Source organism: Streptomyces sp. URMC 126, assembly GCF_051386555.1.
Taxonomy (GTDB): domain Bacteria; phylum Actinomycetota; class Actinomycetes; order Streptomycetales; family Streptomycetaceae; genus Streptomyces.
Window position 1 is genome coordinate 1 of the sequence record NZ_JBPQTX010000159.1, and the last position, 16,064, is coordinate 16,064.

At 72.9% G+C, this 16,064-nt stretch carries 9 protein-coding genes and 1 pseudogene; 6 read left to right on the forward strand and 4 right to left on the reverse strand.

Annotation, left to right across the window (positions count from 1 at the left end):
• Positions 1-413 (reverse strand): annotated as a pseudogene (locus ACSNOK_RS19675) (YibE/F family protein); the annotation flags it as partial.
• Positions 414-603: 190 nt separating this feature from the next.
• Here ACSNOK_RS19675 and thiC point away from each other — a divergent pair.
• The gene (gene thiC / locus ACSNOK_RS19680; RefSeq protein ID WP_436782027.1) at positions 604-2,406 is read left to right on the forward strand and encodes a phosphomethylpyrimidine synthase ThiC; all 1,803 of its coding nucleotides are present in this window, start codon (positions 604-606) and stop codon (positions 2,404-2,406) included.
• Between the two features lie 134 nt (positions 2,407-2,540).
• On the opposite strand, the gene ACSNOK_RS19685 is transcribed toward thiC, so the two are convergent.
• From ACSNOK_RS19685 to ACSNOK_RS19695, 3 genes are all read right to left on the reverse strand, one after another.
• The gene (locus tag ACSNOK_RS19685) at positions 2,541-3,455 is read right to left on the reverse strand and encodes a hypothetical protein (RefSeq protein ID WP_436782028.1); all 915 of its coding nucleotides are present in this window, start codon (positions 3,453-3,455) and stop codon (positions 2,541-2,543) included.
• A gap of 180 nt (positions 3,456-3,635) precedes the next feature.
• A complete protein-coding gene (locus ACSNOK_RS19690) occupies positions 3,636-4,781 on the reverse strand; it encodes a metallophosphoesterase (RefSeq protein ID WP_436782029.1) in 1,146 nt (381 codons plus the stop codon).
• A 338-nt stretch (positions 4,782-5,119) separates the two neighbouring features.
• Complete coding sequence (locus ACSNOK_RS19695; protein WP_436782030.1) at positions 5,120-6,232, reverse strand: LacI family DNA-binding transcriptional regulator; 1,113 nt, start codon at positions 6,230-6,232, stop codon at positions 5,120-5,122.
• 411 nt (positions 6,233-6,643) lie between these two features.
• On the opposite strand from ACSNOK_RS19695, the gene hisC reads away from it, so the two are divergent.
• The 5 genes from hisC to ACSNOK_RS19720 form a co-directional block, all read left to right on the forward strand.
• Positions 6,644-7,759 carry a histidinol-phosphate transaminase gene (gene hisC / locus ACSNOK_RS19700; protein ID WP_436782031.1) on the forward strand — a complete coding sequence of 372 codons (1,116 nt, stop codon included), beginning with the start codon at positions 6,644-6,646 and terminating at the stop codon, positions 7,757-7,759.
• 375 nt (positions 7,760-8,134) lie between these two features.
• The gene (locus tag ACSNOK_RS19705) at positions 8,135-9,730 is read left to right on the forward strand and encodes a cytochrome ubiquinol oxidase subunit I (RefSeq protein ID WP_436782032.1); all 1,596 of its coding nucleotides are present in this window, start codon (positions 8,135-8,137) and stop codon (positions 9,728-9,730) included.
• A 28-nt stretch (positions 9,731-9,758) separates the two neighbouring features.
• Positions 9,759-10,760, forward strand: a complete 1,002-nt coding sequence (cydB, locus tag ACSNOK_RS19710) for a cytochrome d ubiquinol oxidase subunit II (RefSeq protein WP_436782033.1) — start codon at positions 9,759-9,761, stop codon at positions 10,758-10,760.
• A 13-nt stretch (positions 10,761-10,773) separates the two neighbouring features.
• Positions 10,774-14,376, forward strand: coding sequence for a thiol reductant ABC exporter subunit CydD (cydD, locus tag ACSNOK_RS19715; protein ID WP_436782034.1), 3,603 nt, complete (start codon positions 10,774-10,776; stop codon positions 14,374-14,376).
• 66 nt (positions 14,377-14,442) lie between these two features.
• Positions 14,443-16,064, forward strand: a 1,622-nt coding sequence (locus tag ACSNOK_RS19720; protein ID WP_436782035.1) for a GAF domain-containing sensor histidine kinase, incomplete at its 3' end; no start/stop codon positions are given.

Sequence of the window (16,064 nt, forward strand, 5' to 3'; positions counted from 1 at the left end):
CCCCCGCTCCCCGCGCAGGCCACCTCCTCCAGCTTCACCACCCGCCCCGCCTCCGTGTGCCGGTCCGGCCCGAGACCGGAGGGGCGGTGCGAGGAGGCGTCCCCCGGCCAGAGCACCACCAGCCCCGTGAGGACCGCCGCCGCGAACGGGATCAGCACCGCCGCGATCACCTTGCGCAGGCGGTCGGAGACGGGGGCGGCGGGGCCGTGTCCATGGCTGTGCCCGTGATGACCGTGGCCGTGCCCGTGGCCGTGCTGGTGCCCGGAGCCGAGCGCGGGGCCGGAATCGCCCCGGCGCCTGCGCCCACGACGTCGCCCTCCGGGCCCGCCGGGGTTGCCGCGTCCGTGACCATGGCCGGATTCCGGCGGGGTCGAGGGCGGCCGGGGCGGGGGAACGGCGTCGCTGGGGGTCATCGCCCGATCATCGCAAGCCCCCCTGGCACTCCGGCGCCGGAAGGCGCTAGCGTTGTGCCACCTTTGCAATCGCGGGAGCTCGGAGCACCGGGCTGAGAGGGCGCTGACCTCCGTACGATCGGTACGGAAGCCGCTGCGTCGACCGCTGAACCTGTTACCGGGTAATGCCGGCGTAGGGAGTTACGGTCTGATGACCTCGCAGGACGCACGCATGTCCGCCGACCCGTCCACCACGCGGCCGGCGGCGGAAGGCACCGGCCGCGCCGAGCGGATCGGCTGGCACAAGGACTACGTCACCGGCTCCCGCCCCGACCTCCGGGTCCCGGTGCGCCGGGTGCACCTCACCAATGGGCGGGACGTGCAGCTGTACGACACCTCGGGCCCTTACACCGACCCGGACGTCGTCACCGACGTCCGCCGGGGCCTGCCCCCGCTGCGCGAGAACTGGATCATCGGTCGCGGTGACACCGAGGAGTACGCGGGCCGCCCGATGCGCCCGGAGGACGACGGCATCAAGCACACCTCGCCGCGCGGCGGGCTGAAGAACCTCGACGCCGTCTTCCCCGGCCGCCCCCGCCTGCCCCGTAGGGGACGGTCCGGCACCGCCGTGACCCAGCTCGCGTACGCGCGGCGCGGGGAGATCACCGAGGAGATGGAGTACGTCGCCCTCCGGGAGAACGTCTCCCCGGAGACGGTCCGCGAGGAGATCGCGGCCGGCCGGGCCGTCCTCCCGGCGAACGTGAACCACCCCGAGATCGAGCCGATGATCATCGGCAAGAAGTTCCTGGTCAAGGTGAACGCCAACATCGGCAACTCGGCCGTCACCTCCTCCATCGAGGAGGAGGTCGAGAAGATGACCTGGGCCACCCGCTGGGGCGCCGACACGGTGATGGACCTCTCCACCGGCCGCAACATCCACACCACCCGTGAGTGGGTCCTCCGCAACTCCCCCGTCCCCATCGGCACCGTGCCGCTCTACCAGGCGCTGGAGAAGGTGGACGGCAAGGCCGAGGAACTCACTTGGGAGATCTACAAGGACACGGTCATCGAGCAGGCCGAACAGGGCGTGGACTACATGACCGTCCACGCCGGCGTGCTCCTGCGCTACGTCCCGCTCACCGCGCGCCGGAAGACCGGCATCGTCTCCCGCGGCGGCTCGATCATGGCCGCCTGGTGCCTGGCGCACCACAAGGAGTCGTTCCTGTACGAGAACTTCGAGGAGCTCTGCGAGATCCTCGCGGCCTACGACGTGACGTACTCCCTCGGCGACGGCCTCCGCCCCGGTTCGATCGCGGACGCCAACGACGAGGCCCAGTTCGCCGAACTGCGCACGCTGGGCGAGCTCAACACGATCGCCAAGCGGCACAACGTCCAGACGATGATCGAGGGCCCGGGCCATGTCCCGATGCACAAGATCAAGGAGAACATCGACCTCCAGCAGGAGATCTGCGAGGAGGCGCCGTTCTACACCCTCGGCCCGCTGACCACCGACGTCGCCCCGGCGTACGACCACATCACCTCGGGCATCGGCGCGGCGATGATCGCCTGGTGGGGCACGGCGATGCTCTGCTACGTCACGCCCAAGGAGCACCTGGGCCTGCCGGACCGCGACGACGTCAAGACCGGCGTCATCACGTACAAGATCGCCGCGCACGCCGCGGACCTCGCCAAGGGCCACCCCGGCGCGCAGGAGTGGGACGACGCCCTCTCCGACGCACGGTTCGAGTTCCGTTGGGAGGACCAGTTCAACCTGGCCCTCGACCCGGACACCGCCCGCGCCTTCCACGACGAGACGCTGCCCGCGGAACCGGCGAAGACGGCGCACTTCTGCTCCATGTGCGGACCGAAGTTCTGCTCGATGAAGATCTCCCAGGACATTCGCCGCGAGCACGGCGGCGACCTGGGCGCGACCGACATCGAGGCGGGGATGCGGGCCAAGTCGGAGGAGTTCGCCGCGGCCGGCAACCGGGTGTACCTGCCGCTCGCCGACTGACGGCGGCGGGGCGGTGCGCCCCGGTCCGCTTGGAGCGCCCCGCCCCGCCGAACTCGCGCTGCCCCGGGGTTCCTTCCCCGGGCGCGGCGACGCCCTGCCGGCGGGGTGACGGGAGCGGCGCGGGGCTCGGCCCCTCACTCCCGCCCGTCCGAGCCCCCGAACTCCGGGCCGGTGAAGTCCGGGCTGGTGAAGCGGGGCCGGAGGTGGGGGCCGGGCTGCTCCTCGTGGCTGGAGAAGCCCGGGCTGGAGAAGCCGAGCCGCGAGGTGCGGCCCCCGCCGTCCCGCGGCCCGGGGACGTACGAGGAGTCGGGCTCCACGGGTGCGTCGGCCAGGGCCTCGCGCAGGAACGGCAGGACCCCGCGGTGGAGCAGCGCCTCGTGCCACGCGTCCCGGGCCCGGTCGACGTCCGCCGGCCGGGACGGGCGGGACGCGAGGGCGGTACCGGCTCCGGACGCTCCGGTTCCGGGGGCGCCCGGGCGGCCGTTGCGCAACGCCGTGAGCAGCAGTGCGCCCATGGCGATCAGCGCCCCGGCCGCTGTCAGGCCGGCGAACCACCAGCCGGCGGTCACCATCGGCCGGGCCACCGAGCCCTCGGTGCCGACCGCCTTGAGCGCGTAGCCGATGAGGAGGAACAGGAACGCGGCGATCCCGGCGAGGAGCGGGGCCAGCACCGTGAGCACGGCCCCCGCGCCCGCTCCCGGGGCGGGCGTGCCGCGATCGGGGCCCGCGCCGGGGCCGGCGGGACCGTCCGGCTCGCGGCGGCCGCCGCCCGTGCCTCCGGTCCGGGAACCGACCGTGGCGGAACGGTGGCGCAGTTCCTCACGCGCCCTGACGTAATTCCGGTATTCCGTCAGAGCGGGCGCCGAAATGACGGCTATGGCCCGGAGGGCCGCGATGCGCAGCTGTTCGGTGTCGAGTCGCCGTCCTTCCGCGGCGATCAGTGCGCTGATCTCCGGATCCCGGTCCGCTGAGCGCAGCGCCAGGTCCAGGACCCGCTCGAATTCCGGGCGGTCCTCGGCCAGCAGATGCGGAGCGCTGTTCATGTGCATCCCCCGATGCTCCGTAGGGCCCTTGGCGCCGACGGCGCCTGCATGGGGCGGAAAACGGAGGAGAGCCTGCTACGGATAAGCCGATGGTAGAGCCGCACCGGCGCGGGGTGACAGTGCGTTTCGCGAATTCCCCCGCGGCGGTGGGTTTCCCTATCTGCCCATGAACCGGTCCGATAATCCTCAGTCGGCGAGTGGCAGTTGCACGACCAGCAGTTTTCCGGCCATGGTGACGCCGCCGTCCATGGCGAGGGCCAGGCCGTCCGCGTAAAGGTGCGGACCTTCCACGACCGGGGTGCTCTCCTCGCCGTCGGCGTCCTCGCCGGGGACCTCGCCGAGGAGGTACGGGATGGGGCTGTGGCCGTGCACCACGCGGCTCCCGCCGTACGTCTCCAGCAGCTCGCGGGCGGCGGTGGAGCCCGCCTCGTCGCGGAAGGCGAAGCGCTTGGTGAACTTGCGGAACAGGTCCCAGCACTCGTCGGGGTCGTTGCGCTGGAGCGCCTCGGTCACCGCGTCGTTGACCGCCTCGATCGAGTCGCCGTACTCCAGGTAGGCGGTGGTGTCGGAGTGGACGAGCAGGTGGCCGTCCTCCTCCGCCATCGCGTCGAGCCGCGACATCCACTGGAGGTGGTGGTCCTCCAGCCGCTCCATGTCGGTGCGCTGGCCGCCGTTGAGCAGCCAGGCCGCCTGGAACGAGGCCGTTCCGGCGCCCGAGTTGACGGGGGTGTCGCCGAACCGCTTGGCGCCGATCAGCAGCAGCTCGTGGTTGCCCATGAGCGCCTTGCAGTAGCCGCCGGCCGCCGCGGCCTCGGCGGAGAGCCGCATGACCAGGTCGATGACGCCGACGCCGTCGGGGCCCCGGTCGGTGAAGTCGCCGAGGAACCACAGGCGGGTGTTGCCGGCCGCCCAGTGGCCGTGCGCGTCGACGATGCCCTGGGCGGCGAGCGCCGCGTACAGCTCGTCCAGGTAGCCGTGGACGTCGCCGACGACGTACAGCGGGCCCGGGCCGCCGGGGACGGGGTGGTGCTGCGGGGCGGTGATCGGCGTCAGCTCGACGGTCGGGACGTCGTGGGGCACCTCGCCGCCGTACGGCCGGCCCGGCAGGGGCTCGATGACCGGCAGGTCGCGCTCGGTGGGCGTGTAGCCGTCGAGGTGGCCGTGGTCCTCGGCGCCGAGGTGGTGTCCGTGGTCCTCCGCGACGAGGTGGTGTCCGTGGTCCTCCGTGCCCGGGTGGTGTCCGTGCTCCTCCGCGCCGAGGTGCGGGGGAGGCAGCGGATGGGTGTACCCGGGCAGGGGAGGGGGAGCGGCGTACCCCGGGTAGGGCGACATCGCCTCCGTGGTCCGTCCCGCAGGTCCCTGTCCGGCCCCCTGAGCCATCGACCCCTCCACCGTCGCGCCGCAGTGCACCTTGTGGACCCTGCCTGGTCATGGCGGCCCGTGGTGTCGTGCGCCCATCATAGGAATGACCGTCGCGGCTTGTGACGCACCAGGGGCCGTCAATCGGGGACGGAACCCGCGATCGCCGGTGTTTTGGCGGGTATTGCCGGTTTCGTTCCCTCTTGTCGAGGTGCTCGTGTGTGGTGACCCATAGAGGGAGCGGGGTTGACGGGACCGGTCGGGGCGCCCCGGCGGGCCGTCCGGAGGGGACACCGCTCCGCCCCGGCGGGTCATCCGTCGGCCGGGCCCCGCGGCGCGCCGACCGCCCCGCGCGGCGGGAGCCGCTCGGACGAGGTCCGGATGATCAGTTCGGTGGATATGACCTGTTCCACCGGCCGCCCGTGGTCCAGCCCCTCGATCGCGTCGATCAGCAGCTGCACCACGGCCGTGCCGATCCGCCGAGGCTTGAGGGAGAGGGTGGTGATCGGCGGCTCGGTGGTGGCGTAGACCGTCGACTCGCTGCAGCAGACGAGCAGCAGGTCGTCGGGGACGCGCAGGCCGTAGCGGCGGGCCGCGGCCAGCAGGTCGGTGCCGTTGGGGTCGAAGAGGCCGTACACCGCGTCCGGGCGGTCCGGGCGGGCGAGCAGCCGGTCGGCGGCCACCGCGCCGGCGCACGGGTCGTGCGCGGGGTACTCCTCGTACACCGGGTCCTGCCCGCTCCGCTCGCACCAGTGCAGGTAGGCGTGGGTGGACAGACGGGTGTAGGTGTCGGTGGACGTCCCGGTGAGCAGGCCGATCCGGCGGGCGCCGGCGGCGGCGAGGTGGTCGAGGATGCCCAGGACGGCCGCCTCGTGGTCGTTGTCCACCCAGGCCGTCACGGGCAGCGTGCCGGCGGGGCGGCCGTCGGAGACGACGGGGATGCCCTGCCGGACCAGCTCGGAGACGACGGGGTCGTGGTCGGACGGGTCGATCACCACCGTGCCGTCCAGGGCCACGTTGGACCAGACGTCGTGCCGCGAGGTCGCCGGCAGGATCACCAGGGCGTAGCCGCGGGCGAGCGCGGCGGAGGTGGCGGCTCTGGCCATCTCGGCGAAGTAGGCGAACTCGGTGAAGGTGAAAGGTTCATCCCCGTATGTGGTCACGGTCAGACCGATCAGGCCCGACTTGCCCGTACGGAGGGTGCGGGCGGCCGCCGACGGCCGGTACCCCAGCCGGTCGGCCACCTCGCGGACGTGGCGGCGGGTCGCGTCCGGCAGCCGGCCCTTGCCGTTGAGCGCGTCGGAGACGGTCGTGATCGAGACACCGGCGGCGGCGGCGACATCGCGGATGCCCGCCCGTCCCTGCCGGGTGCCTCGCCGGGCGGTTTCCGTCCGGCTCACCTGGTGCTTCCCTGCTGCTGTCATGGCGAGCCGATAGTAGGGCTCGGCCGGTGCCCGGGCGGGGGCCCACATTTCGGAGTTGACAGGTACGTTTCTGCATGCCCAAAACCGGTCAATGACCTTGGAAGTAGAGGTGGTTGTTCCGCGTCACAGTGAACCGTTGGCCCCTGGCATATCTACGTCTGATGAAGGTGTCAGGTCTCGAAGAGGTCTCAACTCACCTTCACGGGGGACGCGCGCCAGGGCGCCCGCCACGGCGCGCGCTCATCGGACTGGCGCGCCCGCGACTCTGGACGCCACCCGGGGCAATCCTCATAAGGTGTGCAGTATTCGCGTCCACGCGGCGGTGCCACGGGGACGCCGCCGGCCTGTGCGCCGGTTTACGTGCCCACGTGCCCCACGTGTGCTGAGAAGTGCGGATTCCCGGGTGGCCGGATGCGCACGGGATGCGGAGGAGGACCCGCGGTGACCGAGAAGACCCCCCGGCTGCGTCCGGCCCTGGACGACGTCCCCACCTACAAGCCCGGCCGGCCGGCCGCGAAGGGCGGGCCGGTCGCCTACAAGCTGTCCGCCAACGAGAACCCGTACCCGCCGCTGCCCGGCGTGCTGGAGGGCGCGGTGGCGGCCGTCGGGCAGCTCAACCGCTACCCGGACATGGCCTGCGCCGGGCTGATGGCCGAGCTCGCGGACCACTTCGACGTGCCCGTCACCCACCTGGCGACCGGCACGGGTTCGGTCGGCGTCGCCCAGCAGCTCGTCCAGGCCACGGCCGGCCCCGGTGACGAAGTGATCTTCCCCTGGCGTTCCTTCGAGGCATACCCGATCATCGTCCAGGTGGCGGGCGCCACCCCGGTGCCGGTCGCGCTGACCGAGGACGACCGGCACGACCTGGACGCGATGGCCGCCGCGATCACCGAGCGGACCCGGCTGATCTTCGTCTGCAACCCCAACAACCCCACCGGTACGGTGCTCCGCCGCGCGGAGCTGGAGTCCTTCCTGGACCGGGTGCCCTCCGACGTCCTGGTGGTGCTGGACGAGGCGTACATCGAGTTCATCCGGGACGCGGACGTGCCCAACGGCATCGACCTCTACCGGACCCGCCCCAACGTCTGTGTGCTGCGGACCTTCTCCAAGGCGTACGGGCTGGCCGGGCTGCGGATCGGCTTCGCCATCGCGCACGAGCCGGTCGCGGCGGCGCTGCGCAAGACCGCGGTCCCGTTCGGTGTGACGCAGGTGGCGCAGGAGGCCGCCATCCTCTCGCTGCGCAGCGAGAAGGAGCTGTGGGAGCGGGTGGACGCGCTGGTGGCCGAGCGCGAGCGGGTGGTCGAGGGGCTGCTGGCGCAGGGGTGGCCGCTCGCCGAGACGCAGGCGAACTTCGTCTGGCTGCGGCTGGGCGAGCACTCGGAGGCCCTGGCGGCGGCCTGTGAGCGGGCGGGCGTGGTCGTGCGGCCGTTCGCGCCGGACGGGGTGCGCATCACGATCGGCGAGACGGACGCCAACACGATCTTCCTGAAGGTGGCCGGGGAGTTCCGCGAGGAGATGGGGCTTTAGGCGCCCCTTCGCCCCGGGCCTCCTCCCGGTCGTCCGGCCTTCCGGCGCCGCGTACCCCTGCCGGGGGTGCGCGGCGCTTTCGCGTTCCCGGCGCCGGAGCGCCGGGCGGCTGTGACTGATGTTGCCTCTGAGATTTGTGGGGTCGGAGCCGCAGTGTGGTGAGCTCCGCGCGCCGAGCGCAAGAGCCGAAGGGGGTACCCCCGCTGCTTGTCCGAAAAGCATGTGCGTCATAATTGCTTGTGAATGTGAACGCGTTCACAAGCTCGTCCTTTATGTGCCCTTTCACCCGGGCATAGCGGGGCGAAACGCCGACGGGCAGCGTCGGTGAAGCGCCGGTACGGGGTGCCGGCGACGCAAGACGCAAGGAGGGACCGAGTGAACCTGGCTCTGGCGCCGGAGACGCTGGCGCGCTGGCAGTTCGGCATCACCACCGTCTACCACTTCCTCTTCGTCCCCCTCACGATCAGCCTGGCGGCGATCACCGCGGGTCTGGAGACGGCCTGGGTGCGTACGGGCAAGGAGAAGTACTTCCACGCCACCAAGTTCTGGGGGAAGCTCTTCCTGATCAACATCGCGATGGGGGTGGTCACCGGCATCGTGCAGGAGTTCCAGTTCGGCATGAACTGGTCGGACTACTCCCGCTTCGTCGGTGACGTCTTCGGGGCACCGCTCGCGATGGAGGCGCTGCTGGCGTTCTTCTTCGAGTCGACGTTCATCGGTCTGTGGATCTTCGGCTGGGACAAGCTGCCCAAGAAGATCCACTGCGCGTGCATCTGGATCGTCGCCCTCGGCACGGTCCTGTCCTCGTACTTCATCCTGGCCGCCAACTCCTGGATGCAGCACCCCGTCGGCTACGCGGTCGACAAGGCGACCGGGAAGGCGCGGCTCACCGACATCTGGGCCGTCCTCACCCAGAACACCACCATGGTGGTCGTCTTCCACACCCTGACCGCCGCGTTCCTCACCGGTGCCGCCTTCATCGTCGGTATCTCCTCCTTCCACCTGTGGCGCGCCAAGCGCAAGCGGATCAGGGGCGAGGAGCTCGGCGAGAAGCAGCGGAAGCAGCTTCCCGCGATGCTCGCCTCGCTCCGCGTCGGCCTCGTCGTGGCGGTGATCGCCGGCATGGGCACCGCGATCAGCGGTGACGAGCTGGGCAAGGTCATGTTCGAGCAGCAGCCGATGAAGATGGCCGCCGCCGAGGCCCTCTGGGAGAGCCAGTCGCCCGCGCCCTTCTCGGTCTTCGCGGTCGGTGACGTGTCCAAGGGGCACAACAGCGTCGAGATCGAGATACCCGGCCTCCTCTCCTTCCTCGCCCACAACAACTTCACCGAGACCGTCCCCGGCATCAAGGACACCGCCGCCAAGGAGGCGGCGCTCTACGGCGGCAGCCCGGACGACTACATTCCCAGCATCTTCATGACCTTCTGGGGCTTCCGCCTCATGATCGGGTTCGGGATGACGTCCTTCGCCGCCGGCCTCGTCGGACTCTGGACGACGCGCAAGAAGTTCTGGCTCGCCCCCGAGTACCGCGTCGGCGAGGACGAGATCCCGCGGCTGATGCTCACCAGGACCCGTGAGATGAACCCCTTCCTCACCAAGTGGTCCTGGCGGATCGGCATCCTCACCATGGGCTTCCCGCTGATCGCCAACTCCTTCGGCTGGATCTTCACCGAGATGGGCCGCCAGCCCTGGGCCGTCTACGGCCTGATGAAGACCGGCGACGCGGTGTCGCCCGGCGTCGGCCAGGGCGAGGTGCTCACCTCCATGGCGGTCTTCACCGCGCTGTACGCGGTGCTCGCCGTGGTCGAGGTCAGGCTCCTCACCAAGTACGCCAAGGCCGGACCGGACACGGACGAGAAGCCCCCGGCGAAGGACCCCCGCCTGCGGTTCCCGTCCGGCGGGCCCGGCGCCCCGGACGGGGCCGCCGGGGCCGCCGAGGACGCCGACAAGCCGATGACCTTCGCCTACTGAGCGGCCGGCGGAGAACGGAGAACCGACCATGCACCTCCACGACTTCTGGTTCCTGCTGATAGCCGTCCTGTGGACCGGCTACTTCTTCCTCGAGGGCTTCGACTTCGGCATCGGCGTGCTCACCAAGGCGCTGGCCCGGGACCGCGCCGAACGCCGCGTCCTGATCAACACCATCGGTCCCGTCTGGGACGCCAACGAGGTCTGGCTGATCACCGCCGCCGGCGCGACGTTCGCCGCCTTCCCGGACTGGTACGCCACCCTCTTCAGCGGCTTCTACCTGCCGCTGCTCGCCGTCCTGGTCTGCCTGATCGTGCGCGGTGTCGCCTTCGAGTACCGCCACAAGCGCCCCGAGGAGCGCTGGCAGCGCAACTGGGAGCACGCCATCTTCTGGTGTTCCGCGCTCCCCGCCTTCCTCTGGGGGGTGGCCTTCGCGAACATCGTGCGCGGTGTGCCGATCGGCCCGGACAAGAACTACACCGGCGGCCTCCTCGATCTGCTGAGCCCGTACGCCCTGTTCGGCGGTCTGCTCACGCTCGTCCTCTTCACCTTCCACGGGGCGCTGTTCGCCGCGCTCAAGACGGTCGGCGACATCCGGGTGCGGGCACGGCGGTTCGCCGGGGTCTCCGGCCTGGCGGCGGGCGCGCTCGCGGTGGCCTTCCTGGGCTGGACGCAGGCCGAGTCCGGCAACGGCCGCAGCCTGCCCGCGCTCGTCGTGGCCGTGGCCGCCCTGACCGCCGCGCTGGTCATGAACCGGCGCGGCCGGGAGGGCTGGGCGTTCGGCCTGTCGGGGCTGACCGTCGTGGCGGTCTTCGCCATGATCTTCCTCGCCCTCTTCCCGGACGTCATGCCCTCCTCCACCGACGCCCGGTGGAGCCTCACCGTCACCAACGCGGCCTCCAGCCCCTACACGTTGAAGATCATGACCTGGGTGGCGGGCTTTATGACGCCCGTCGTCCTGGCCTACCAGGCGTGGACGTACTGGGTGTTCCGCAAGCGGATCGGCACCCAGCACATCCCCGCGGCGCACTAGAGGACCGGCAGCCATGAAGCCCGTCGACCCCCGGCTCCTCCGTCACGCGTCCGCGACCCGGTTCTTCCTGGCCGCCTCGGTACTCCTCGGGCTGGCCGGGGCCGGCCTGGTCGTCGCCCAGGCCATGCTGATCGCCGAGACCGTCACGGGCGCCTTCCGGCACGGGCGCTCGGCCGGCGACCTGGCCGTCCCCCTGGCCCTGCTGGCCGCCACGGCGGCCGGCCGGGCCCTGGTCGCCTGGCTCACCGAGCTGGCCGCGCACCGGGCGAGCGCCGCGGTCAAGTCCCGGCTGCGCACCCGGCTGCTGGGCCACGCGGCGCGGCTCGGCCCGGGCGCGGTGAACACCGGCGAGCTGACCACCCTGGCGACCCGGGGCGTCGACGCGCTGGACGACTACTTCGCCCGCTATCTGCCCCAGCTCGGTCTCGCGGCCGTGGTGCCCGTCGCCGTCCTCGCCCGGATCGCGACCGCCGACTGGATCTCGGCCCTCGTCATCGTCCTCACCCTCCCCCTCGTCCCGCTGTTCATGGCCCTCATCGGCTGGGTCACCCAGTCCCGGATGGACCGCCAGTGGCGCCTGCTGGAGCGGCTCTCCGGGCACTTCCTCGATGTCGTCGCGGGGCTGCCCACGCTGAAGGTCTTCGGCCGGGCCAAGGCCCAGGCCGAGTCGATCCGCGCGATCACCTCCGACTACCGGCGCGCGACGCTGCGCACCCTGCGCGTCGCCTTCCTCTCCTCCTTCGCCCTGGAGCTGCTGTCCACCCTCTCCGTCGCCCTGGTCGCGGTCGGCATCGGCATGCGGCTCGTGCACGGCGAACTCGACCTCTACACCGGCCTGTTGGTGCTTGTCCTGGCCCCGGAGGCGTACCTCCCGCTCCGTCAGGTGGGCACCCACTACCACGCGGCGGCGGAGGGCCTGGCCGCCGCCGACCGCGTCTTCGCCGTGCTGGAGACCGCGCCGCCCGCGGCGGGCACCGCGCCCGCGCCCGACGCCCGCGGCGCGCTGCTCACGGTGGACCGGCTGGTGGTCCGCCACCCCGGCCGGGAGCGGCCGTCCCTGGCCGAGACCTCGTTCGAGGTGCGGCCCGGGGAGACGGTGGCCCTGACGGGCCCCAGCGGAGCCGGCAAGTCGACCCTGCTGAACGTGCTCCTCGGCTTCGCCCGCCCCACGAGCGGGCGGGTGTCGGTCGGCGGTACGGATCTGTCATCGCTCTCCCCCGAAAGCTGGCGGGACCAGGTGGCCTGGGTCCCGCAACGGCCTCATCTCTTCGCCGGCACGGTCGCCGAGAACGTCCGGCTGGCACGGCCGGACGCCACCGACGCACAGGTGCGTGAGGCACTCCGCGCCGCGGGTGCCCTCGACTTCGTCTCCATGCTGCACCACGGCACTGACACCCGCCTCGGCGAGGACGGTGCCGGTCTGTCGGCCGGTCAGCGCCAACGCCTGGCTCTGGCGCGGGCGTTCCTCGCCGACCGGCCCGTCCTGCTGCTCGACGAGCCGACCGCCGGTCTGGACGGCGAGACGGAGGCGGCCGTCGTCGAGGCCGTCCGCCGCCTGGCCGTCGGCCGGACGGTGCTGCTCGTCGTCCACCGGCCCGCGCTGCTGGCGGTGGCGGACCGGGTGGTCCGCCTGGAACCGGCGGCCGGGGCGGCGGGATCCGCCGAGCCGGAGGCGGGGGAGACCCGGCCGCCGCTCACCGCGGGCGAGGAGCCCGTATCCGCGGTGGCGGGGAAGCGGCGACCCGCCGCCGCCCCGCACCGGGGGGCGGCGACACCTCCAACCCCCGCCGCCTCCCCCCTCACCCGGGTCCGCGCCGAAGGCCGCCCCTTCCGGCCGCGCTTCCTGCTCGCCCTCCTCCTCGGCAGCCTGGCGCTCGGCAGCGCCACCGGCCTGATGGCGGTCTCCGGCTGGCTGATCTCGCGCGCCTCCCAACAGCCGCCCGTCCTCTACCTGATGGTCGCCGTGACGGCGACCCGTACCTTCGGCATCGGCCGCTCGGTCTTCCGCTACGCCGAACGCCTGGTCTCGCACGACGCCGTCCTGCGGGCCCTGGCCGGGCTGCGGGTCTCCGTCTACCGCCGGCTGGAGCGGCTGGCCCCCGCCGGGCTGCGCGACGTCCGCCGCGGCGACCTGCTGTCCCGGCTGGTCTCCGACGTGGACACGCTCCAGGACTACTTCCTGCGGTGGCTGCTGCCGCTCGGCTCGGCCGTCCTCGTCGGCGCGGCCTCCGTGGGCCTCACCGCCTGGCTGCTGCCGGAGGCGGGCGCGGTGCTCGCGGCGGGCCTGCTGACCGCGGGCGTCGCCGTACCGCTGCTCTCGGCGGCCGTGGCGCGCCGCGCGGAGCGGCGGCTGGCACCGGCGCGCGGCGCGCTGTCCGCCCAGGTGGTGGATCTGCTGGCCGGTACGGCCGAACTGACGGTCGCGGGCGCGCTGCCCGCCCGGCTGGCGCGGCTGCGCCGGGCGGACGCCGTCCTGACCGGCATCGCCCGCCGGGCCGCCGCCGCCACCGCGCTCGGGGCCGGCCTGACGGCCCTGGCCTGCGGGCTGACCGTGGCGGGCGCGGCGTGGGCGGGCGTGGCGGCCGTGCACGACGGGCGCCTCGACGGGGTGCGGCTGGCCGTCGTCGTCCTGCTGCCGCTCGCCGCGTTCGAAGCGGTGACGGGGCTGCCGCTCGCGGTCCGGCACCGGCAGCGCGTCCGCCGTTCCGCGGAGCGGGTGTACGAGGTGCTGGACGCTCCGGAGCCGGTGCGCGACGGGACGGAACCGGCCCCTCCGTCCCCCTTCCCACTGCGGCTGACCGGGATCACCGCGAGGTACCCCGGCGGTGACGCCCCCGCCCTGCGGGAGGTCGGCCTGGAGCTGACCGCCGGGCGGCGGGTGGCCGTCGTCGGCCGGTCCGGGGCCGGCAAGACGACCCTCGCCCAGGTGCTGCTGCGCTTCCTGGACGCCGAGTCCGGCGCGTACACCCTCGCGGGCCGGGACGCGGCGCGGACGGACGGTGACGCGGTCCGGCGGCTGGTGGGGCTGTGCGCCCAGGACGCGCACATCTTCGACAGCTCCCTGCGGGAGAACCTGCGCCTCGCGCGCCCCGGCGCGAGCGACGTGCGGCTGCGCCGGGCGCTGGCCGACGCGCGCCTGCTGGAGTGGGTGGACTCCCTGCCCCAGGGGCTCGACACGCCGGTCGGCGAGCACGGTGCCCGGCTCTCCGGCGGCCAGCGGCAGCGGCTGGCGCTGGCCCGGGCGCTGCTGGCCGACTTCCCCGTGCTGGTGCTGGACGAGCCTGCCGAGCACCTCGACCTGGCGACGGCGGACGCGCTCACCGCGGATCTGCTGGCGGCGACGGAGGGCCGGACCACCCTGCTGATCACTCACCGGCTGGCGGGTCTGGAGGCGGTGGACGAGGTGATCGTCCTGGACGCCGGCCGGATCGTGCAGCGGGGGCCGTACCGGGAACTCGCGGAGGCGGACGGAACGTTCCGTCTGATGCTGGAACGCGAACGGGCCGAGCACGAGCTGGTGTGTCACGGCGCGGTCTCCCCCCGCGCGGTGGCACGCGACGCGGCGCGTCACGACATGGTGCATCCGCCGCTTTCCCTGGCAAAAGGTACTTATTAGGCTCTGCCTATGTCCGCCACCGAGGAACCCGACGGCACCCCGCCCCCGACCCCGCCGTTCGGGCCGATGGACCCGGTGGCCGTCGCCACGGAGGCCACCCGCGGCCTCCAGGGCATGTCCACCGAGCTCACCGGCCGCGTCCCGCAGCTGCTGGAGGCGATGCGCTCGGTGGGCACCGGTCTCGAGCTGCACTCCACCCTCGACCGGATCGCCGAGACCGCCGCCGAACTCGCCGGCGCCCGCTACGCCGCCATCGCCGTCAACGGCGCCGCCGATCCGTCCGGCGAGGGGCTCGCCGACTTCGTCACCTACGGCCTCCCCGAGGAAACGGACGTTCACGGCGGCGAACCGGCCGCCGACCGGGAGGTCCTCGACGCCCTGCTGCGGCACGCGGGCGGCCCCGGCCCGACCGGCACCCCGGGTGCCGTCCTCGGCGTCCCCATCCGCGTCGAAGGCGAGGTGTTCGGCAACCTCTACCTCGCCGGGAAGCGCGGGGGAGGCGAGTTCGGCGTCGCCGACCTGCACATGGTGAAGATCCTTGCCACGGAGGCGGGCATCGCGATCGGGAACGCGCGGGTCTACGAGCAGGGCCGGCAGCGGATGCGCTGGATCGACGGCTCGGTCGCCGTCACCACCGCGCTGCTCTCCGGCGGCGACGCCGAGGACGCCCTCGCCGTCGTCGCCGAACAGGCCCGCCGGCTCGCGGAGGCGGACGCGGGGATCGTGCTGCTGCCGGACGGCGAGGGCGGGCTGGAGATAGTGGTCGTCTCCGCCGACGATCCGTCGGGGCTGCTGGGCACGGTGATGCCGCCGCACAGTCCCGTGGTGTCCCGGCTCCTCGCGGGGGAGCCGGTGTTCATCGACGACTCGGCCACCGACCCCCGCATGATCACGGCGGTGGCGCCGCGCTTCGGCCCGAGCATGCTGCTGCCGCTGCGGAGCGGCGGGCGGGTGCTGGGCACCCTCGCCATCCCGCGCCGCCGGGGCGCCCGCCGGTACACGGCCACCGAACGGACGCTGGCCGCGCAGTTCGCCGCCCAGGCCGCGCTCGCGCTCGTCCTCGCCGAGGCGCAGCGCGACCGCGAACGGCTCGCGGTCTACGAGGACCGCGACCGGATCGCCCGGGACCTGCACGACCTGGTCATCCAGCGGCTGTTCGCCACCGGCCTGCTGCTGGAGAGCGCCCGGCGCAGGGCCGTGGTGCCGGAGGTACGGACGACCGTCGGGCAGGCCGTGGACGAGCTGGACACGACCATCCAGGAGATCCGGACCGCGATCTTCGCCCTCCAGCAGGGCCCGGCCGAGGCCCCCGCCGGGCTGCGCACCCGCGTCCTGCGGGAGGTCGGCACGGCCGCCGTGCCGCTGGGCTTCCAGCCCTCCGTGAACTTCCTCGGCCCGGTGGACGCGCTGGTGGGCGAGGGCACGGGGAAGAACCTCATCGCCGCGCTCCGGGAGGCGCTCTCCAACGCCTTCCGGCACGCGCACGCCTCGCGCATCGAGGTCGTCGTCGACGCGACGGCCCGGCTGCCCGACGGCCGGGAGGCGGTCCGCCTCACCGTGGCCGACGACGGGGTCGGCCTCCCGGAGGGCGGCCGGCGCAGCGGCCTGCGGAACCTGGCGAAGCGGGCGGAGTCGCTGGGCGGCTCGTGCGTGTGCGGGCCCGGGCTGGGCGCTGTCTCTTATACACA